Consider the following 21201-nt stretch of genomic DNA (forward strand, 5'->3'; position numbering starts at 1 on the left):
GATGAGCGCGACGGCAAAGGCAGCTGACCCGCTTACCCGAATTTCCCTCGACTTATTTCCAGGGCTCTACACTGGGAATCTGTCTTAAAGCCGCTGACTTCAGCGGCTTTTTTTTGCGGTAAAAAAAGGCCAGGCACACCCCCACGACACTGGCCGTTTTCGATTGACCAAAGGAGCTCCACCGGTGAAGAACTCGCTGACGTTCACCCCGTTATTCCTCGCGATTGCAGCAACGATCGTTCCCCTTGCCCACGCGGCAGACACCACCCCCGCCGACGGATTCGTCGAAGGCTCGCACCTCAACATCAACACCCGCAACTACTACATGAACCGCGACCGTCGCGACATCCACACCGATGACAGCAAGGAATGGGGCCAGGGTTTTATAGGCACCTTCGAGTCCGGCTACACCCAGGGCACCGTCGGCTTCGGCCTGGACGCCCACGCCATGCTCGGCCTCAAGCTCGACGGCGGTGGCGGCACCGACGGTTCCAGCATCCTTCCCTACGGCAGCACTGACGGCAGCGGCAAAGCGCCCGGTTCGTTTTCCACCGCAGGGGGCACCTTGAAGATGCGCGCCTTCGATACCGAGTTGAAGGCCGGCGACCTGTTCCTCAACAACCCGGTGATCGCCGGCGGCATGACGCGCATGCTGCCGCAGACTTTCCGTGGCGTGAGCCTGAGCAACCACAGTTTCGACGGCTGGATGCTCGAAGGCGGCCAGGCCAGCTTCACCAAGCTCTACAACCAGAGCGGCCACCGACGCATCGGCACCAGCTATGGCGCATTGCCGAGCAACGCTGACAGCCAGCACATGAATTGGGCGGGCGTGTCGTTCAGCGGCATCCCGGGAGTGACCAGCAACCTGTACGCTTCCGAACTCAAGGACGTGTGGCACCAGTACTACTACGACCTGGACTACACCTACGCGCTGAACGACCTGGTCAGCCTCAACCCGGGCCTGCACTACTACCACACCCAGGACACCGGCCAGTCGCTGCTCGGGGATATCGACAACAACACCTACAGCCTGCACTTCACCGTCGGCGTGGGTCACCACAGCGTCACCGCCGCCTACCAGCGGGTCAACGGCAACACGCCGTTCGACTACATCAGCCAAGGCGACAGCGTGTACCTGGACAACTCCCAGCAATACTCGGACTTCAACGGTCCCAATGAGCGCTCATGGAAGCTCAAGTACGCCTACGACTTCGCCGGCCTCGGCATGCCTGGCCTTACCTCGGCGGTGTCCTACATCAGCGGTAAGACCGATCTGACCAAAGTCGACCCGCAAAGCCGTGGCTACAGTGCCTGGTACAGCGCTGACGGCAAGGACGCCAAGCACTGGGAACGGGATATCGATTTGAAGTATGTGGTGCAGGGTGGCAAGGCCAAGGATTTGGCGGTGCGCCTGCAATGGGCGACCAATCGCGGCAGTCATGGCTACTCGGCGGTAGACCGGGATGTGGATGAATACCGGGTGATCGTCGACTACCCGATCAACGTGTTCTAACGCGTAGATCTTTCTTTTTAACCGAGTATTTAATTTTCATCGGGTAGAACTAAACTGCCAGCATCCACATCGCTGAAGTCTGCCCGATGAGCCAACGCCATGTCCGTATCCTGCCCGCACGCCCAGAACTGTTAATGGTTTTGGGCAGCGGTATCACTGTTGTCTTGATCGTGGTCATCGTCGCAGCGTTGCTGATCCGCGAACACGCCAGCACCCTGCAGGCCGCTAAGCGCTCAACCACCAATATTGCGCAGTTGATCAATGCCGACGTGCTGCGCAACGTCGAACTCTACGACCTGGCCCTCAAGGGGTTGATTGCTGCCAGGCAACGCGATGACCTGTCCCAGGTTACGGCGAATATCCAGCACCTGGTGCAGTTTGAGTTGTCTACCGCTGCGCCGTTCAAAGGCGAAGTCCTGTTGCTGGACGCAGATGGCGCAGTGATCGCGGACTCTTCTACCCTGCAGCCCACCCCGCGCAACTTTGCCAGCCGCGATTACTTCCAGGTGCATGCCAAAGACGCCCAGGCCGGTTTGTTCATCAGCCGACCGTTCAAGATCCACTGCGATTGCGACCAGGTCTGGCGCATGGCGTTCAGTCGGCGCGTATCAGGCCCCAATGGTGAATTTGCCGGCGTTGCCGTCGCAACCATGCGCCTGGCGTACTTCGATCAGCTTTTCAGTACGCTCACCATCGGCAACGGCAGCAGCGTCAACCTGCTGAGCAACCGAGGCATTTTGCTCGCCCAGCAACCGCTGCTGGAGCGCGACATGATCGACAAGGACCTGAGCGAACGTCCTAACTTCAAGCGCATGCTGCGCGAAGGCAGTGGCAGCTTCCAGGCCATCTCTGCCATCAGCGGCAAGGAGCGCCTGTACACCTTCACCAATGTCGGAGACCTGCCGCTGATCGTGGTAGTAGCCCTGTCCAGTGAAGATGTATTCGCCCCCTGGAAGCGCGCCGCACTGCTGACCAGTGGCGCCACGGGCATCCTGTGTATCGGCTTGTTATGGCTGACCTGGATGCTGCGCCGGGAACTGCGCCGCCGTTATCGCGCAGAGCGCGTACTGTCAGAACTGGCAGCCACCGACGCCCTGACCGGCCTGGCCAACCGCCGCATCCTCGACGAACGCCTGCGCCTTGAATGGGACCGCGCGCAACGTTCGCTCGAACCACTGACCGTGCTGATGATCGACGTGGACCACTTCAAAGCCTTCAACGACCGCCACGGCCATCATGGTGGCGATGCAGCACTGCGTACGGTGGCCCAGGTGATCAACAGCAATATCCGCCGTCCTGCCGACCTCGCGGCGCGTTACGGCGGCGAGGAGTTCGCGGTTGTACTGCCCAATACGGACGCCAAGGGCGCGTGGGTCATCGCCGAGCATATCCGCAGCAGCATCGAACATTTGCCGCGGGTGGCGGGGGATGAGCAGCCGATCACGGCGAGCATCGGCATGAGCACCCGGGACAAGCGCAGCCGGATGTCCCTGGAGGCCTTGCTGCTCAGTGCGGACCGCGCGTTGTATGAGGCCAAGCACACGGGGCGCAATCGGATTGTGGATGCCAGTGAGGGGTGATGATCGCCCCCACGCTGCGCATGGGAACGAGGGAGGCGCGCCACAGGCACATAAAAAAAGGCCACCCGAAGGCAGCCTTTAAAAACTAAAGAAAGAGAGTTGTTACTTACACCGCCGCAACGGGACGCATGTAAGAGATCGGTGCGGTGCTGGCATCTTCGAAGGTCACGACTTCCCAAGCGTCTGTCTGCTCAATCAACTTGCGCAGCAGCTGGTTGTTAAGGGCGTGGCCCGACTTGAAGCCTTTGAACTCGCCTATCAGGCTATTGCCCAGCAGGTAGAGGTCACCGATTGCATCGAGGATCTTGTGCTTCACGAATTCGTCTTCATAGCGAAGGCCGTCTTCGTTCAGTACACCATCCGCGTCGACCACAATGGCATTTTCAACGCTGCCGCCGAGTGCGAGGTTGTGCTTGCGCAGGTACTCGATGTCACTCATGAAACCAAAGGTACGGGCGCGGCTGACTTCTTTTACGAACGAAGTGCTGGAAAAATCCACGCTTGCACTCTGGGTGCGGTCACGGAATACCGGGTGATCGAAATCGATCTCAAAGCTCACTTTAAAGCCTTCGAACGGGACGAAGGTGGCGCGCTTGTCGCCGTCTTCTACTGTCACTTCCCGCAGAATGCGTATGAACTTCTTGGCTGCGTCCTGTTCTTCCAGGCCGGCAGATTGAATCAAGAATACGAAGGGTCCAGCGCTGCCATCCATGATCGGGACTTCGGACGCGGAGAGCTCGACGTAGGCGTTATCGATGCCCAAACCGGCCATGGCCGAGAGCAAGTGCTCCACCGTGTCCACTTTGACGTCACCGTTGACCAACGTGGTCGACATCGTGGTTTCGCCAACATTTTCCGCGCGAGCAGGAATCTGCACCACAGGGTCCAGGTCGGCACGCACAAACACGATGCCGGTGTCGACAGGTGCAGGCTTGAGGGTCAGGTATACCTTCTCCCCGGAGTGCAGACCTACACCTGTGGCACGAATAATATTCTTCAGGGTGCGTTGTTTAATCATGGCTTGGACCGCTTCAGCGCAAATTGCGAACTGGTATCAACAAAGGCTGGCGATAATAGCAGACCAGACCTTTGCTGAACACCAATCACCTTCATAGCCCTGATACATTCCATTAATCGGCCTGACGACGCAGGAATGCCGGGATGTCCAGATAGTCCAGATCATCTTGCGGATTCGGGCTACGGGACGCCGCAGCACCGGCCTGAGCCTGGTTGCGCATCACGGTCGGACGATCCAGGTCACGGTAGTTCACCGACGGCAGTTCCTGGCGCGAAGGCGCTGGAGCGGCAGCCGCTTGGCTCGCGTGGCTGGCCTGGCTGTTATGCAGGGTGTTGTCGATGACCTTCACAGGCTTCTCGATTTTCGCGCCCAGGCCGGTGGCAACCACGGTCACGTGCAGCTCGTCGCGCATGTCCGGGTCGATAACGGTACCGACCTTGACCATGGCGTGCTCGGAAGCGAAGGCTTCGATGATGCTACCCACGTCGGAGTACTCACCCAGGGACAGGTCAGGACCGGCGGTGATATTCACCAGGATGCCGCGTGCGCCTTGCAGGTTCACGTCTTCCAGCAACGGGTTGCGGATGGCCGCTTCAGTGGCTTCGCGTGCACGGTTCGGACCGCTGGCGCAGCCAGTGCCCATCATCGCCATGCCCATTTCGCTCATGACAGTACGGACGTCGGCAAAGTCGACGTTGATCATGCCCGGGCGCTTGATGATGTCGGAGATACCGCGAACGGCACCGGCCAGTACATCGTCAGCCTTGGCGAACGCGGACAGCAGGCTCGCGTCCTTGCCCAGGATGGTCAGCAGCTTCTCGTTGGGAATGGTGATCAACGAGTCGACGCTTTCAGACAGCAGACGGATACCTTCGTCGGCGATCTGCATGCGCTTGCGGCCTTCGAACGGGAACGGACGGGTCACGACCGCAACCGTCAGAATCCCCATTTCCTTGGCCACTTCGGCAATGATCGGCGCTGCACCGGTACCGGTACCGCCACCCATGCCCGTGGTGATGAACACCATGTTGGTGCCCTGCAGCACTTCGGCAATACGCTCGCGGTCTTCCAGGGCGGCTTGACGGCCGACTTCCGGATTGGCGCCGGCGCCGAGGCCCTTGGTCACGGCTGTGCCCAATTGCAGGATGGTCCGCGCGCCGATGCTTTTCAGCGCCTGGGCGTCAGTGTTGGCGCAGATGAATTCAACGCCTTCAATGTTGCTCTTGACCATATGGTTGACAGCGTTGCCGCCGCCACCGCCGACACCGATCACTTTGATGACCGGGCTGGCGGGGATGTTGTCTACGAGTTCGAACATGTTCCCTCTCCTTTCGTTTTCTCTAGTTTTTTCGCCTACTACTTGAAACGGTGTTGCGGTAAATCTTTAGAAATTGCCTTTAACCCAAGCCTGCAACCGCTCGAACAACGGCGCCTTGGCCTCGTCGTCGCTGCGGTAGCTGTCACGGTTGCTTGGGCCCGACAGGGAAATGCCGTCGGTCTGCTTTTGCAGCCCGTACAACAGCAAGCCCACACCGGTGGAATAAATCGGGTTGCGCACCACGTCGCCCAGGCCTTTGACGCCATGGGGAACACCCAGGCGGACCGGCATGTGGAAGATTTCCTCGGCCAGTTCGACCGCGCCTTCCATCTTCGAGGTGCCACCGGTCAGCACGATGCCGGCCGGGATCAAATCTTCGTAGCCGCTGCGACGCAGTTCAGCCTGGATCAGGGTGAACAGCTCGTCGTAGCGCGGCTCGACCACTTCGGCCAGGGCCTGGCGCGACAGCTCACGCGGTGGACGGTCGCCCACGCTCGGCACCTTGATGGTTTCACCGGCACCGGCCAGCTTGGCCAGGGCGCAGGCGTAGCGGATCTTGATTTCTTCGGCGTACTGGGTCGGTGTACGCAGCGCCATGGCGATGTCGTTGGTCACCTGGTCGCCGGCAATCGGGATCACGGCGGTGTGACGAATAGCACCCTCGGTGAAGATCGCGATGTCGGTGGTGCCGCCGCCGATGTCCACCAGGCATACGCCAAGCTCTTTTTCGTCGTCGGTCAGTACCGAATACGCGGAGGCAAGCTGCTCGAGAATGATGTCGTCGATTTCCAGGCCGCAGCGGCGCACGCATTTTTCAATGTTCTGCGCGGCGTTGACGGCACAGGTCACCACGTGGACCTTGGCTTCCAGACGTACGCCCGACATGCCCAGTGGCTCGCGGACGCCTTCCTGGTTATCGATCACGTAGTCCTGCGGCAGGGTGTGCAGCACGCGCTGGTCAGCCGGGATCGCCACGGCCTGGGCGGCGTCGAGGACGCGCTCAAGGTCGGCCGCGCTGACTTCGCGGTCGCGAATCGCCACGATGCCGTGGGAGTTCAGGCTGCGGATATGGTTGCCCGCCACGCCGACGAACGCCGAGTGAATCCGGCAACCGGCCATCAGCTGCGCTTCTTCGATGGCGCGCTGGATCGATTGCACGGTGGACTCGATGTTGACCACCACGCCCTTCTTCAGGCCACGGGACGGATGCGTGCCAATACCGACGATTTCGATCGTGCCGTCTTCCCCGACCTCGCCCACCAGCGCCACCACCTTGGAGGTGCCGATATCGAGACCGACGATCATTTTGCCGCTTTGCACGTTTGCCATGGGTCCTGCCTCTTCTTAATTCTTCGCGACAGCGGGTTGCGCTGCCGTGGGCGCAGCCGGTTCACGCCAGCCGACGGCAAGGCCGTTGGCGTAACGCAGGTCGACGCTCGCAATGTTCGTAATCTGTTCTTTCAAGGTCTTGTCATAGATGGCGATGAAGCGGCGCATCTTTTCCACCAAGCGGTCGCGTCCCAGCAACAACTGGATGCCCGGGCCGGAACTGCCTGCCCCGGTCGTCAAAAACCAGCTACCCCGTTCACGCAGTTCCAGGCGTGCAATGGAGAAGCCCATTGGCCGCAGCATCTGGCTCAGGGCCTGGTACTGCTGCATCACTTGCTGCTGCGCCCGCTGCGGCCCGAACAGCTGCGGCAGGTGCTCGTAGTTGGCCAGCTCACGCGGAGTGAACGCCTGGCCCTGGTTGTTCAACAGTGCCTCATCGCCCCAACGGGCCACGGGGAGCTGTTCTTCCAGGCGGATCGTCACCTGGTCCGGCCAGACGCGGCGGACTTCGGCGTGGGCGATCCACGGCATCTGTTCCAGCTCCCGGCGCATACCCGCCAGGTCAATGGTGAAGAAGCTCGCCGCCAGGAACGGGCCGATACGCTGCTGCACCGCTTGCTGGCTGATGTAGCTCAAATCGCCCTGTACGCTGATCTTGGTGATCGGCCGGTCGGCATAGGGCAATAGACGCTGCGCGCCCTCGTAAGTGCCGAAGCCCAGCACCACCAGCATCACCGGCCAGAACAGCGCCTTGAGGAAACCAAAGTTGGCTTTCGGCAGGCGCGCCGACATCGGCTCTTTAGCCACCATTCGACTGGCACCCCGTGGCACCGGCTTGCGGCTCGGTGCTTGTGGGGGCTGATGACGAAGCGATGCGCCTTTCATGTCCTTAGCCTCTTGGCTCAATGCTGGCGGCCAGAATCGCCAGCACCAATTGCTGGAAATCCAGGCCGGCTGCGCGAGCGGCCATCGGTACCAGGCTGTGGTCGGTCATGCCCGGTGCGGTGTTGACTTCCAGGAACCAGAAATTCCCTTGGTCATCCTGCATCACGTCTGCCCGTGCCCAACCGGCAATACCCAACGCCTCACAGGCTTTCGCCGTGAGGTCCATCAATTCCTGTTCTTTGGTTGCGTCAAGGCCGCACGGGATCCGGTACTGGGTATCGGAGGCCAGGTACTTGGCGTCGTAGTCGTAAAAGGTGTGGGGCGTGCCCAATGCGATGGGCGGCAATACCTGGCCACGCAGGGTGGCGATGGTGTACTCGGGACCCTGGATCCACTGTTCCACCAACACTTGCGAATCGTAGGTACTTGCCGCTTTCCATGCGTCGATCAATTCGGCGGCCGAGTTCACTTTAGCCATGCCGATACTGGAGCCTTCATGGGCAGGTTTGACGATCAAAGGCAGGCCCAGTTCCTTGGCAGCAGAAATACAATCGTCTTCGCTGCACAGAACGCTGTGACGCGGGGTGGGAATACCCAGGCTGTGCCACACCTGCTTGGTGCGCAACTTGTCCATGGCCAGTGCCGAAGCGAGGATGCCGCTGCCGGTGTAAGGGATACCGGCACACTCCAACAGGCCCTGCATGCTGCCGTCTTCACCGCCACGGCCGTGCAGGATGATGAAGGCACGGTCGATCTTCTCGGCCTGCAGGCGGGCGAGGAAGTCATCGCCCACGTCGATCCCGAACGCATTCACGCCGGCACTTTGCAGCGCTTCGAGCACGGCGTTGCCGGACTTGAGCGACACTTCGCGCTCGGCGCTCTTGCCGCCGAACAGCACGGCCACGCGGCCGAAGTCGGCTGGCGTGATGGTGGAGAACAGGGAGCCGTAGTCAGCGGTCATTTCGACGCCCCCTTCTTGGCGGCCGCAAACAGCGGGCTCGCCAGCAACTTAGGCGCAAGGCCGCCGATATCACCGGCGCCCTGGCACAGCAGGATATCGCCGGCACGCAGCAGCGGCTTGACGATCGGTGCCAGGTCCACACCGCGCTCGATGTAGATAGGGTCCAACTGGCCGCGCTGGCGGATGCTGTTGCACAGCTTGCGGCTGTCGGCGCCCGGGATCGGTTCTTCACCGGCCGGGTAGACCTCCATCAACAGCAGCACGTTGGCATCGGCCAGCACATTGACGAAATCGTCGTACAAATCGCGGGTGCGGCTGTAGCGGTGCGGCTGGTAGACCATCACCAGGCGACGCTCCGGCCAGCCACCGCGCACGGCCTTGATCACCGCGGCAACTTCGGTCGGGTGGTGACCATAGTCATCCACCAGCATCACGTCACCGCCTTCCACCGACAGTTGGCCGTAGACCTGGAAGCGTCGGCCGACACCGGCAAAGCGCGACAGGCCCTCGACGATGGCTTCATCGCTGACGCCCTCGTCGGAGGCGATACAGATGGTCGCCAGGGAATTCAATACGTTGTGGTTGCCCGGCATGTTCACCGACACATCCAGCGGCTCGCGGTCGGGACGCAGCACGGTGAAGTAGGTCTGCATGCCTTCCTGGCGCACATTGATCGCGCGCACGTCGGCGTCTTCGCTGAAGCCGTAGGTCACGGTCGGACGCTTGACCTGGGGCAGGATTTCACGCACCACCGGGTCGTCCAGGCAGAGCACGGCCAGACCGTAGAACGGCAGGTTGTGCAGGAACTCGACGAAGGTTTTCTTCAACTTGTTGAAGTCACCGTCGTAGGTGGCCATGTGATCTTCGTCGATGTTGGTGACCACAGCGACCAGCGGTTGCAGGTGCAGGAAACTGGCGTCGCTTTCATCGGCTTCGGCGATCAGGTAGCGGCTGGTACCAAGCTGGGCATTGGTACCGGCTGCATTCAGGCGGCCACCGATGACGAAGGTCGGGTCCAGGCCACCGGCGGCGAACACCGAGGCGATCAGGCTGGTGGTGGTGGTCTTGCCATGGGTACCGGCGACGGCGATGCCGTGGCGATAGCGCATCAGCTCGGCGAGCATCTCGGCGCGTGGCACCACGGGAATGCGGCGCTCAAGAGCAGTGGCCACTTCCGGGTTGGAGGTGTTCACGGCGCTGGACACCACCAGCACGTCAGCCTCGGCAGCGTTCTCGGCGCGGTGACCGATAAAGATCTGCGCGCCAAAGGACTTCAGGCGCTCGGTGACCGGCGACTCTTTCAAATCCGAGCCGGACACCTGGTAGCCCAGGTTCAGCAACACTTCGGCGATGCCGCACATGCCCACGCCGCCGATACCGACGAAGTGGATGCGACGGATGCGGCGCATTTCCGGTTGTGGCATGGCTTTCTGATTCTCAACCATGGGCCACCTCCAGGCAGATATCGACCACGGTGCGGGTTGCGTCAGGTTTGGCCAGGCGGCTTGCGGTGCTCGCCATGTTATTGAGTCGTTCCGGTTGCATCAAAACCTCGGTCAGGCGTGCGGCCAAATCGGCGGCGCCAGTCGTTCTTTGCGGCAGCAGGAAGGCAGCGCCCTCCCCGGCCAAATATTCGGCGTTGCGGGTCTGGTGATCGTCGATGGCGTGGGGCAAGGGCACCAGCAAGGACGGCAGACCGGCAGCAGCCAGTTCACTGACGGTCAACGCACCCGCGCGACAGACCACCAGGTCGGCCCAGCCATAGGCATGGGCCATGTCTTTGATAAAGGGCTGCACATTGGCCGCCACACCGGCGTCGCGATAACGCGTGGCGGTGACTTCATCGTGGTTCTTGCCGGCCTGGTGGAAGATCTCCGGGCGCAATTCCACAGGGAGTTGCGCCACGGCTTCCGGCAGCAATTTATTCAGCGGCTCGGCACCCAGGCTTCCGCCCAGGATCAGCAGGTGCGCCTTGCGCCCTGCGAGTGCTTCGCGGGCGATATCCATAAACAGCTCGGTGCGCACCGGGTTGCCGGTGGTACGGCGCTTATCCGACACACTGAAGGTGTTGGGGAACGCCTCGCACACCCGTGCAGCCAACGGCACCAGCAGACGGTTGGCGGTACCGGCCACGGCGTTCTGCTCGTGCACGATCACCGGCACGCCGGCAAGCCTGGCGGCGACGCCACCGGGGCCGGTCACATAACCACCGAAGCCGAGCACACACACCGGCTGCAATTCACGGATGACCTTGCGCGCCTGCCACACCGCCTTGAGCAACACGAACGGTGCCTTGAGCAGGGACAACTTGCCCTTGCCGCGCAGGCCCGTGACGTTGATCAGGTGCAACGGCAAGCCCGCATTCGGCACCAACTCGTTTTCGATGCCGCGCGGTGTACCCAGCCAGTGCACGGTGTAGCCACGGTTCTGGAATTCCCGGGCGCACGCCAGGGCCGGGAACACATGGCCCCCGGTGCCGCCGGCCATGATCAGCACGTTAGCGCCCATGGGTCGGCTCCTCGGCGAAGTCGCTTTCGCTGAACTCCATCTCTTCGCTGCCCAGGTGGGTTCGACTCTCCCACTCGATACGCAGCAACAAGCCAAGACAGGCGCAGCAGATCACCAACGAACTGCCGCCGTAACTGAGGAACGGCAAGGTCAGGCCCTTGGTCGGCAGCAGGCCGACGTTCACCCCGATGTTGATCAGGAACTGGCCGATCCACAGGAACGACAAGCCGTAGGCCACATAGGCGGCGAAATACTGTTTGGCCTTCTCGGCCCACAGGCCGATGTACATGCCGCGTACACACACGAACACGAACAGGGCGACGGTGCACAGCGAGCCGACCACGCCGAGTTCTTCGGCGAGTACGGAGAACACGAAGTCGGTGTGCGCTTCCGGCAGGTAGAACTGCTTCTGCACGCTGTTGCCCAGGCCCACGCCCAACCATTCGCCGCGACCGAAGGCGATCAAGGCCTGGGTCAATTGGTAGCCGGAACCGAACTGGTCGGACCAGGGGTCGGTAAAGGTGATCAGACGCGCCATCCGGTACGGTTGCGCCTGTACCAGGATGGTCACCGCAGCCACTGCCAGCACCACCATCAAGCTGAAGCGGAACAAGCCCACGCCGCCGAGGAACAGCATCGCCGCCGCCGCGCCCATCATCACCACGGTGGCGCCGAAGTCAGGCTCCATCAGCAACAGGCCGGCCATGGGCAGCAGCACGATGAATGGCTTGAAGAAGCCCATCCAGCTTTCGCGCACTTCCTTCTGGCGACGCACCAGGTAACCGGCCAGGTAGATCACCACGAACACCTTGGCGATTTCCGACGGCTGCACGTTGAACGCACCGAAGCCAATCCAGCGCATCGAGCCGTTCACCTCGCGGCCAATGCCGGGCAGGATCACCATGATCAGCAAGCCGAACGCGCCGATCAGCATCAGCCAGCCCAGGCGCTGCCAGGTAGCGATGGGAATCATCATGGTGACGATGCACGCGCCCAGGCCGATGATCAGGTAGACCAGGTGACGGATCATCATGTACAGGGTATTGCCCGATTGCACGGCGGCCACTTCGGAAGAAGCCGAGGTGATCATCACCAGGCCCAGGCCCAGCAGCGCGAGGCAACCGGCGAGCATCGGGAAATCAAGGTCGATGCCGCGCCCGGTAATGATCGGCGACGGGTACGGCTTGATGATGTTTCTGAAGTCAATGCTCATGCCAAGCCCTCCACGGTGCGGGCGAACAACTGGCCGCGCTCCTCGTAGTTCTTGAACATGTCGAAACTGGCGCACGCCGGCGACAGCAGCACCGCATCGCCTGGCTGGGCCAGGGCTTTGCATTGGGTAATGGCGTCGTCCAGGGAGGTGGCGCGCACCTGTGGCACGGCATCGCCCAGCGCGGCAGCGATCAAATCGGCGTCGCGGCCCATCAACACCACGGCGCGGCAATGGGCAGCCACCGGTGCCTTGAGGTCCTTGAAATCGGCACCCTTGCCGTCGCCACCGGCGATCAGCACCAGTTTGCCTTCGATATCGGCGCCCAGGCCTTCGATGGCGGCCAATGCGGCCCCCACGTTGGTGGCCTTGGAGTCGTTGTAATAGCTGACGCCGTCCAGGTCGCGAACCCACTGACAGCGATGCTCAAGGCCGCCGAAGGTGCGCAGGCTCGACAGCATGGCGTCGAACGGCAAGCCCACGGCGTGCCCCAACGCCAATGCGGCCAAGGCGTTGGATTGGTTATGGGCGCCACGGATTTTCAGCTCGCGCACCGGCATCAGGTTCTGGAATTCGAAGGCCAGGTACTTCTCGCCGTTCTCTTCACGAATGCCGAAGGCCTTGAAGTCGGGTTTGCCCAGGCCGAAGGTCCAGCACGGCATGCCCTCGCCCATCAGCGGACGGCTCAGCGCATCCTGGCGATTGACCACAAATTGCTTGGCGCCGCGGAAGATCCGGTGCTTGGCCAGGTGGTACGCCGGAAGGCCGCTGTAACGGTCCATGTGGTCTTCGCTGACGTTCAACACGGTGGCCACTTCAGCACCCAGGTCGTGGGTGGTTTCCAGCTGGAAGCTCGACAGTTCCATCACGTACAGCTCGACGTCGTCGCTGAGCAGGTCCAGCGCCGGCGTGCCGAGGTTACCGCCCACGGCCACGCGCTTGCCGGCCGCCATCGCCATCTCGCCGACCAGGGTGGTCACGGTGCTTTTCGCGTTGGAACCGCTGATGGCCACGATCGGCGCCTTCGCATTGCGTGCAAACAGGTCGATGTCGCCGGACAGCTTCACGCCACGGGCCGCTGCGGCTTGCAGGGCCGGTGTCGCCAGGGCCAGGCCGGGGCTCACGTAGAGCTCATCGGCGCGGCACAGAAACTCAACATCCAGCTCGCCACAACGCACTTCCACGTGCGGGTAGTCACGGCGCAGCGTGACCAGCTCCGGTGGATTTTCCCGCGTATCGGCCACGGCAAACGACGTGCCCCGGTTCGCCAGGAAGCGAACCAGGGACATGCCGCTCTTGCCGAGGCCGACAACGATGCGGAAGTGGTCTGAAGCGATCAGGGACACTCGTTTCTACCTCAGTTTCAGGGTGGCAAGGCCGACCAGGACCAGAATCACGGTGATGATCCAGAAACGGACAATCACACGCGGCTCAGGCCAGCCCTTGAGTTCAAAGTGGTGGTGAATCGGCGCCATGCGGAACACGCGGCGCCCGGTCAACTTGAAGGACGCCACCTGGATGACCACCGACAGGGTTTCCATCACGAACACGCCGCCCATGATGAACAACACGATTTCCTGGCGAACGATCACCGCGATGGTGCCCAGGGCCGCGCCCAGCGCCAGTGCGCCGACGTCGCCCATGAAGACTTGTGCGGGGTAGGTGTTGAACCACAGGAACCCCAGGCCGGCACCGATCAAGGCGCCGCAGAACACGATCAGCTCACCCGCGCCCGGTACGTAGGGGATCAGCAGGTATTCAGCGAATTTCACGTTACCCGACAGGTAGCAGAAGATACCCAGCGCGCCGCCTACCATCACCGTCGGCATGATCGCCAGGCCGTCGAGGCCGTCGGTCAGGTTCACCGCGTTGCTGGAGCCGACGATCACGAAGTAGGTCAGCACCACGAAGCCGATGCCCAACGGGATGCTGGCGTCCTTGAGCATCGGGATGATCAAGGTGGTTTCCACTGCGCTTGGCGCCGTGGTGTAGAGGAAGATCGCGGCGGCAAGGCCGAACACCGACTGCCAGAAATACTTCCAGCGGCTTGGCAGCCCCTTGGAGTTTTTCTCGATCACCTTGCGGTAGTCATCGACCCAGCCGATGGCGCCGAACAGCAAGGTCACCAGCAGCACCACCCATACGTAGCGGTTGTGCAGGTCGGCCCACAGCAAGGTGCTGATACCGATGGACGACAGGATCAGCGCACCGCCCATGGTCGGGGTGCCGGACTTGGACAGGTGCGACTGCGGGCCGTCATTACGAACCGATTGACCAATTTGCAGGTTCTGCAGGGTGCGGATCATCCACGGCCCTAAAAACAGCGACAAAGACAGCGCGGTCAGCACACCCAGGATCCCGCGCAGGGTCAGGTACTGAAAGACCGCGAAGCCTTTGTGGAACTGTTGCAGATACTCAGCCAGCAGCAGCAGCATTAATGTTTCTCCGTACTTGAGCCACACAAGGCCGCGACGACGTTTTCCATCACCGCGCTGCGCGATCCCTTGATCAAAATGGTTGTGTGTTTGTCTTGTTCTGCCACGCCCAGTGCCTGGATCAACTCGGCCTGGGTGGCGAAATGTCGCGCACCGGGGCCGAAGGCAGCCACGGCATGGGCCATGTTCGGGCCGACGGCGTAGAGGGCGTCGACTTTACCGGTGGCATAGGCCCCGACTTCGCGATGACCTTGTTCAGCCCAGTCGCCCAACTCGCCGATATCGCCCAACACCAGCACCTTGCGCCCGTCGAAGCCTTTGAGCAGGTCGACAGCGGCATTGATGGACGACGGGTTGGCGTTATAGGTGTCATCGATCACACGCATGCCGTTGTTCGCCAGTTGCGCAACAGTACGGCCCTTGACCGGCTGCACCGCGCCCAGGCCCGTGGCGATACCGAACAGCGACACGCCCAAGGCGCCAGCCGCAGCCGCAGCGGCCAAGGCATTGGCGACGTTATGGTTGCCGAGCAAATTCAGTTGCACGTGCTCGCTACCTTGCGGGGTATGCAACGTGAAGGACGGGCAGCCACGGGCATCGACGGTGATGTCGGCGGCATGGAAATCAGCTGCGGCGTTAAGCACGGCAAACGTCAGGACCTTGCGACCGGCGGCGCGTAGACGCCAGGTCTCGAAGGCCTTGTCGTCCAGGTTCAAGACTGCGGTGCCCGATGCATCAAGGCCCTCAAGGATTTCACCCTTGGCCTCGACGATTTTTTCCGGGCCACCGAACTCGCCGACGTGGGCCGTACCGGCGTTATTGATAATGGCGACGTGGGGCTTGGTCAGCGCCACGGTGTAGGCGATTTCGCCGATGCGCGATGCACCCAGTTCGATCACCGCCGCGGTGTGTTCCGGGGCGAGTTCGAGCAGGGTCAGCGGAGCGCCGAAATCATTGTTCAGGTTGCCACGGGTGGCCAGCACGGGGCCGCGCGTACGCAGGATACCGGCGAGCAGTTCCTTGACCGTGGTCTTGCCGCTGGAGCCGGTGATGGCGGCAACGGGCTTATCGAAAGCGGCACGGTTCAGCGCCCCCAATTGGCCGAGGGCCAGGCGGGTGTCGGCGACCAGCAGTTGCGGCAAGGTGGAATCAGCCACTTCGCGCTGCACCAAGGCACCTGCGGCGCCTTTGGCGGCGACTTCGTTCAGGTAGTCGTGACCGTCGAAACGCGGACCGGCCAGGGCGACAAACAGTTGCCCCGGCTGGATCGCACGGCTGTCGATGCTCACACCCCTGAAGCTGCAATCGCTCGACAGTACGCGTGCCGACAAGGCCTGGGTCAGTTCGCTGAACGTCATCGCCTTAAGCATGGGCGACCTCCCAGGCGGTCAAGGCATGATCGGCCTCGACCAGATCGGAGAAGGCATGACGCTCGCCGTTGATTTCCTGGTAATCCTCGTGCCCCTTACCAGCCAGCACAACCACGTCGTCAGCGCTGGCGCTGGCGATCAACTGGGCGATTGCCGCGCCGCGACCGGCGACGAAGGTGGCCTTGGATGCGTCTTTGAAGCCGGTGCGAATGTCATCGAAAATCCGGCTCGGGTCTTCGCTGCGCGGGTTGTCGTCGGTGACGAGCACACCATCGGCCAGGCGTTCGACGATCTCGGCCATCAACGGCCGCTTGCCGCGATCACGATCACCGCCACAGCCGAACAGGCAGAGCAACTTGCCCTTGGCGTGAGGGCGCAAGGCTTCGAGGACTTTTTCAAGCGCATCCGGGGTATGGGCGTAGTCAACCACCACCAGCGGCTGCGTACCGCCACCCAGGCGCTGCATGCGACCGGCCGGGCCTTCGAGCTTCGGCAGCACCTTGAGAATCTCGTCCAGTGCGTAATCCAGGCCGAGCAGCGCGCCGATGGCGGCAAGTACATTACTCAGGTTGAAACGCCCGAGCAGGGTGCTGCGCAAGTGGTGCTCGCCCTGAGGCGTGACCAGCGTGGCGCGCACGCCTTCGTCATTGAATTGGGCTTCGCGGCAATACAGGTACGCGCCGGCGTCTTCCAGGCTGTAGGTGATCAGGCGCGCTTCGCTGTCTTGGGCCGCCAGTTGGCGACCAAAAGCGTCGTCCAGGTTGATCACCCGGCACTTGAGGTCATTCCAGGCAAACAGCTTGGCCTTGGCGGCGGCGTACGCCTCCATGGTGCCGTGATAATCCAGGTGATCGCGGGACAGGTTGGTCATCACTGCCACATCAAAGGCCAGGGCGGTAACGCGGCCCTGGTCCAGACCGTGGGACGACACTTCCATGGCAATCGCCTTGGCACCGGCCTTTTTCAGGTCGGCCAGGGTCGCTTGCACGGCGATGGGGTTCGGCGTGGTGTGCAGGCCGCTTTGCAGCGCGCCATAAAAACCGGTACCCAGGGTGCCGACAATGCCGCAGTGCTGGCCCAGCAGGTCAAGGGCCTGGGCGACCAATTGGGTCACGCTGGTCTTGCCGTTGGTACCCGTGACGCCCACCAGATTGAGGTGGCGGCTCGGATCGCCGTAAAAACGCCCGGCAATATCGGACAGTTGCTTGGCCAGTCCCTTGACCGGGATCAGCGGCACGTCGGTGATCGGCAGCACCGTGGCGCCTTCGACTTCATAGGCCACGGCAGCCGCGCCGCGCTGCAGCGCGTCGGCGATGTGCGCACGGCCATCGTACTTGCCGCCCGGCACCGCCAGGAACAGGTCGCCAGCGCGCACGTTACGGCTGTCCAGGGTCAACTCGCGAATCAGCAGATCGCGGCCGGCGTGGGCAAAAATCTTGTTCAGGCTAAGAGACATCAGCCGCGCCCTCCATTGGCTTTTACTGCAGCGGCCGGTGGTCCGGCATTCGCTTGTTGGGTCGGCGGCAGGTTATCCGGGGTGATGTTCATCAGGCGCAGGGTGCCGGACATTACTTTGCTGAACACCGGTGCCGATACCAGGCCACCGAAGTAACCGGCCTTGCTCGGCTCATCGATCACAACGACGATGGCGTAGCGCGGATCGCTCATCGGGCCGAAGCCGGCGAACAGCGAGCGGTAGGAGTTTTCGGCGTAGCCCTTGGTGCCCACCGACGTCTTACGCGCGGTACCGGACTTGCCCGCCACGTGATACGCCGGCACCTGGGCACGGAATACGCCGCGCGGTGCTTCGATCACTTGTTGCAGCATGCCCTGCATGGTCTTGGCGACGTTTTCCGGGATCACCTGGGTGGCTTTCGGCGCTTCATCGACGTGGATCAGGCTCAACGGCACCATGCGTCCGTTATTGGCCAGCACGGAGAAGGCATGGGCCAGCTGGATGGCGGTCACCGACAGGCCGTAGCCGTAGGAAAGCGTGGCGGTCTCGGCTTTTTTCCAGTCGCGGTAGTTGGGCAGGTTGCCGACGCGCTCACCCGGGAAATCCAGGCCGGTGGGTTGCCCCAGGCCGATCTTCTGCGCCAGGTGGTAGATGGTTTCACCACCGATATCGAAGGCGACCTTACTCATGCCCACGTTACTGGAGTTGATCAGGATACCTGTCAAATCCAGCACCGGGCCTTCAGTACGGGACACGTCACGAATGGTGTATTTGCCCAGTTGCAACGTACCCGGATACACCTCGACCTTGTCGCTGGGTTTCCAGCGTCCGGTTTCCAGGGCGGCACTCATGGAGATGGCTTTCATGGTCGAGCCCGGCTCGAACACGTCGATCATCGCGCGGTTACGCATCATCGCCGGTTGCAGGTTGCGTCGGTTGTTCGGGTTGTAGGTCGGTTGGTTGACCATGGCGAGGATCTCGCCGGTCTTCACGTCCATGATCACCAGGCTGCCGGCCTTGGCACCGTTCTCGATGATCGCGTTACGCAGCTCACGGTTGGCCAAATATTGCAGGCGCAGGTCAATCGACAACGCCAAGGGCTTTCCGGCCTTGGCGTTTTTAGTGACTTGGACATCCTTGATCAACCTGCCGCGCCGATCCTTGATGACCTGTCGTTTTCCCGGTACCCCGGCCAGCCATTCATCGTAGGCGAGTTCCACACCTTCACGACCATGATCATCAATGTCGGTAAAGCCGACCATATGGGCAGTGGTTTCACCGGCAGGGTAGAAACGACGGAACTCCTCGATGCCGTAGACACCGGGGACTTTAAGGTCGAGCACCTGCTGGCCTTGTTCGGGGGTAAGGCCGCGAACGAGGTAGATAAATTCTTTATTCGCCTGGGCCTCGAGGCGCTCAGCCAAGGCTTTCGGATCCTGGCCCAGGGCGGCAGCCAGTTGCGGCCACTTGTCCTTGGCAACCTGCAATTCCTTGGCGTTGGCCCACAGGGTGGTCACCGGCGTACTCACCGCCAACGGCTCGCCGTTACGGTCAGTGATCAGGCCACGGTGCGCAGGGATCTGGATATGACGCAGGCTACGGGCATCGCCCTGGCCGATCAGGAAGTCACGGTCGACCACTTGCAGGTCGATGATCCGCCAGGCAATCGCACCCACCATCAATGCCAGCAAGCCGAGCATCAGGCGGAAGCGCCATGGGTAGAGTGCGCCTTCAAGCTTCATCATGGCGCCACCATGCGCACTTCGGCCGCGCCCGGGATGTGCATTTTCAGCTGTTCGGTGGCCAGCACTTCGATACGGCTATGGGCCGTCCAGGTGCTTTGCTCGAGGATCAACCGCCCCCACTCCGCCTGCGCCTTGTCACGCACGCTCAATTCCCCATAGAGGGTATTGAGCAGTTGGCGGTTGTAATGGGCGCTGTAGGACACCGCAATTGCGGACACCAGCACGCCGACAAACAGCAGCAACATAAAGAAGCTGCCGCCCGGGAGGGGCTTGGCGAAAAGCTTGCTCACCGCAGCTTCTCCGCGACGCGCATGACGGCGCTACGGGAACGTGGGTTGGCCTTGAGTTCGGCTTCGGAAGCGAACTGCGCTTTGCCATGGATTTTGATTTTCGGCACAAAGGCTTCGAAACGTACCGGCAGGTTGCGCGGCAGGTTGTCGGACTCGCCCTTGACCAGGCGGCGCATGAACAGCTTGACGATGCGGTCTTCCAGGGAGTGGAAACTGATCACCACCAGGCGACCGCCTACTTCCAGCGCCTCGAGGGCAGCCTCGAGGCCAGCCTCCAGGTCGCCCAATTCGTTGTTGACGTGGATACGCAGGCCCTGGAACGCGCGGGTCGCCGGGTTCTTGCCCTTTTCCCACGCGGGGTTGGCGACTTTCAGCACTTCGGCCAGGTCGGCGGTGCGCTCGAACGGCTGGATTTCGCGACGTTCCACCACGGCACGGGCCATGCGGCCGGCGAAGCGCTCTTCACCGTATTCCTTGAACACACGGGCGATTTCTTCCACCGGCGCAGTGGCAATGAACTGCGCGGCACTGACACCACGGGTAGGGTCCATGCGCATGTCGAGGGGGCCGTCGTTCATGAAGCTGAAGCCGCGCTCCGGGTCATCGAGCTGCGGCGAAGACACGCCCAGGTCGAGCAAAACCCCGGCCACCTTGCCCGCCATGCCGCGCTCGGCGACTTCGGCACCGAGCTCGGCAAAGCTGCGCTGCACAACGACAAAGCGGCCGTCTTCGGCCGCTAGCGCTTGCCCGGTGGCAATCGCTTGGGGGTCTTTGTCGAACCCGAGGAGCTTGCCGTCGGGCCCGAGCTGGCTGAGGATCAACCGGCTATGCCCGCCCCTGCCAAAGGTACCGTCCAGATAGCAGCCATCCGCGCGTACGGCGAGAGCCTCAACGGCTTCGTCAAGCAGTACGGTGATGTGGTTAAAGCCGCTATCAATAGTCACAGGATCAAATCACGCAGTTCATCAGGCATGGCGCCCGGTTGTTGAATAGCAGCCAGGTCAGCTGCAGAAACAGCATCCCAGGCATCTTCGTCCCACAATTGGAACTTGTTCAGTTGGCCGACCAGCATTGCGCGCTTATCCAGCTTGGCGTACTCGCGCAAACGCGGGGGCACCAGGAAACGACCACTGCCATCGAGCTCGAGGTCGACGGCATTACCAATCAGCAAACGCTGCAGACGGCGGTTTTCTTCACGCAATGAAGGCAAGGCACGCAACTTGGTCTCAATCAACTCCCACTCATCGAGGGGGTAAACACATAAACAAGGGTCAACGGCATCGATTGTGATGATCAACTGTCCGGAACTTCGCGAAATCAGCTCGTCACGATACCGGCTCGGCATGGCGAGACGGCCTTTTGCATCGAGACTGATAGCGTTAGCTCCGCGAAACACAGATGCGTTTCTCCAAATTTTAGCGTTTTACGTTCAAAAAACCCACTTTGTGCCACTTTCCGCCACTTGCGCACACTATAGGAATGCGCCCACCACACCGTCAAGGCGCGGATTCAAGGAAAAGCCTTACAGATCGGAGATTTAGGAGCGTAAAAGGAGGAGAAACCAGAGTTCGGCGGTGTTTTTG

General features: G+C 61.7%; 18 protein-coding genes. 2 read left to right on the forward strand and 16 right to left on the reverse strand.

Annotation, left to right across the window (positions count from 1 at the left end; genetic code table 11):
* Positions 1–184 precede the first annotated feature (184 nt).
* Together PspCFBP13509_RS03155 and PspCFBP13509_RS03160 are read left to right on the forward strand one after the other, a co-directional pair.
* Positions 185–1513: an OprD family porin gene (locus PspCFBP13509_RS03155; RefSeq protein WP_137211546.1), complete on the forward strand. Its 1329-nt coding sequence runs from the start codon at positions 185–187 to the stop codon at positions 1511–1513.
* 86 nt (positions 1514–1599) lie between these two features.
* Positions 1600–3093 (forward strand): sensor domain-containing diguanylate cyclase, encoded by a 1494-nt coding sequence (locus tag PspCFBP13509_RS03160; protein ID WP_137211547.1) that lies wholly within the window; start codon positions 1600–1602, stop codon positions 3091–3093.
* A gap of 106 nt (positions 3094–3199) precedes the next feature.
* On the opposite strand, the gene lpxC is transcribed toward PspCFBP13509_RS03160, so the two are convergent.
* The 16 genes from lpxC to mraZ all read right to left on the reverse strand — a co-directional run bounded on the left by lpxC (position 3200) and on the right by mraZ (position 21014).
* Positions 3200–4111 (reverse strand): UDP-3-O-acyl-N-acetylglucosamine deacetylase, encoded by a 912-nt coding sequence (gene lpxC / locus PspCFBP13509_RS03165; protein WP_003171886.1) that lies wholly within the window; start codon positions 4109–4111, stop codon positions 3200–3202.
* A gap of 112 nt (positions 4112–4223) precedes the next feature.
* Positions 4224–5429, reverse strand: a complete 1206-nt coding sequence (ftsZ, locus tag PspCFBP13509_RS03170) for a cell division protein FtsZ (protein WP_017526184.1) — start codon at positions 5427–5429, stop codon at positions 4224–4226.
* Positions 5430–5495: 66 nt separating this feature from the next.
* Positions 5496–6758, reverse strand: coding sequence for a cell division protein FtsA (gene ftsA / locus PspCFBP13509_RS03175; protein WP_027604757.1), 1263 nt, complete (start codon positions 6756–6758; stop codon positions 5496–5498).
* A 15-nt stretch (positions 6759–6773) separates the two neighbouring features.
* Positions 6774–7643 carry a cell division protein FtsQ/DivIB gene (locus PspCFBP13509_RS03180; RefSeq protein ID WP_027604758.1) on the reverse strand — a complete coding sequence of 290 codons (870 nt, stop codon included), beginning with the start codon at positions 7641–7643 and terminating at the stop codon, positions 6774–6776.
* A 4-nt stretch (positions 7644–7647) separates the two neighbouring features.
* Positions 7648–8604 (reverse strand): D-alanine--D-alanine ligase, encoded by a 957-nt coding sequence (locus tag PspCFBP13509_RS03185; protein ID WP_065949001.1) that lies wholly within the window; start codon positions 8602–8604, stop codon positions 7648–7650.
* Entirely contained in the window at positions 8601–10049 is a 1449-nt protein-coding gene (murC, locus tag PspCFBP13509_RS03190; protein ID WP_074843928.1) for a UDP-N-acetylmuramate--L-alanine ligase, read from the reverse strand. Before murC ends, PspCFBP13509_RS03185 begins: the two co-directional genes overlap by 4 nt.
* Positions 10042–11112, reverse strand: a complete 1071-nt coding sequence (gene murG / locus PspCFBP13509_RS03195; protein ID WP_065949002.1) for an undecaprenyldiphospho-muramoylpentapeptide beta-N-acetylglucosaminyltransferase — start codon at positions 11110–11112, stop codon at positions 10042–10044. Before murG ends, murC begins: the two co-directional genes overlap by 8 nt.
* The gene (gene ftsW / locus PspCFBP13509_RS03200; RefSeq protein ID WP_065924256.1) at positions 11102–12325 is read right to left on the reverse strand and encodes a putative lipid II flippase FtsW; all 1224 of its coding nucleotides are present in this window, start codon (positions 12323–12325) and stop codon (positions 11102–11104) included. The genes murG and ftsW overlap by 11 nt, the downstream gene beginning before the upstream one ends.
* Positions 12322–13668 (reverse strand): UDP-N-acetylmuramoyl-L-alanine--D-glutamate ligase, encoded by a 1347-nt coding sequence (murD, locus tag PspCFBP13509_RS03205; protein ID WP_065924257.1) that lies wholly within the window; start codon positions 13666–13668, stop codon positions 12322–12324. Before murD ends, ftsW begins: the two co-directional genes overlap by 4 nt.
* A gap of 6 nt (positions 13669–13674) precedes the next feature.
* Complete coding sequence (gene mraY, locus PspCFBP13509_RS03210) at positions 13675–14757, reverse strand: phospho-N-acetylmuramoyl-pentapeptide-transferase (protein ID WP_003171875.1); 1083 nt, start codon at positions 14755–14757, stop codon at positions 13675–13677.
* A complete protein-coding gene (locus PspCFBP13509_RS03215; RefSeq protein WP_137211548.1) occupies positions 14757–16127 on the reverse strand; it encodes a UDP-N-acetylmuramoyl-tripeptide--D-alanyl-D-alanine ligase in 1371 nt (456 codons plus the stop codon). Before PspCFBP13509_RS03215 ends, mraY begins: the two co-directional genes overlap by 1 nt.
* Positions 16120–17583, reverse strand: coding sequence for a UDP-N-acetylmuramoyl-L-alanyl-D-glutamate--2,6-diaminopimelate ligase (locus tag PspCFBP13509_RS03220; protein ID WP_065924259.1), 1464 nt, complete (start codon positions 17581–17583; stop codon positions 16120–16122). The genes PspCFBP13509_RS03215 and PspCFBP13509_RS03220 overlap by 8 nt, the downstream gene beginning before the upstream one ends.
* Entirely contained in the window at positions 17583–19325 is a 1743-nt protein-coding gene (locus PspCFBP13509_RS03225; RefSeq protein WP_162844256.1) for a peptidoglycan D,D-transpeptidase FtsI family protein, read from the reverse strand. Before PspCFBP13509_RS03225 ends, PspCFBP13509_RS03220 begins: the two co-directional genes overlap by 1 nt.
* A complete protein-coding gene (gene ftsL / locus PspCFBP13509_RS03230) occupies positions 19325–19618 on the reverse strand; it encodes a cell division protein FtsL (RefSeq protein ID WP_003216203.1) in 294 nt (97 codons plus the stop codon). The genes PspCFBP13509_RS03225 and ftsL overlap by 1 nt, the downstream gene beginning before the upstream one ends.
* Entirely contained in the window at positions 19615–20562 is a 948-nt protein-coding gene (rsmH, locus tag PspCFBP13509_RS03235; protein WP_010213048.1) for a 16S rRNA (cytosine(1402)-N(4))-methyltransferase RsmH, read from the reverse strand. Before rsmH ends, ftsL begins: the two co-directional genes overlap by 4 nt.
* Positions 20559–21014 carry a division/cell wall cluster transcriptional repressor MraZ gene (mraZ, locus tag PspCFBP13509_RS03240; protein WP_003171868.1) on the reverse strand — a complete coding sequence of 152 codons (456 nt, stop codon included), beginning with the start codon at positions 21012–21014 and terminating at the stop codon, positions 20559–20561. The genes rsmH and mraZ overlap by 4 nt, the downstream gene beginning before the upstream one ends.
* Positions 21015–21201 lie beyond the last annotated feature (187 nt).

Source organism: Pseudomonas sp. CFBP13509, from assembly GCF_005233485.1.
Lineage (GTDB): Bacteria > Pseudomonadota > Gammaproteobacteria > Pseudomonadales > Pseudomonadaceae > Aquipseudomonas > Aquipseudomonas marginalis.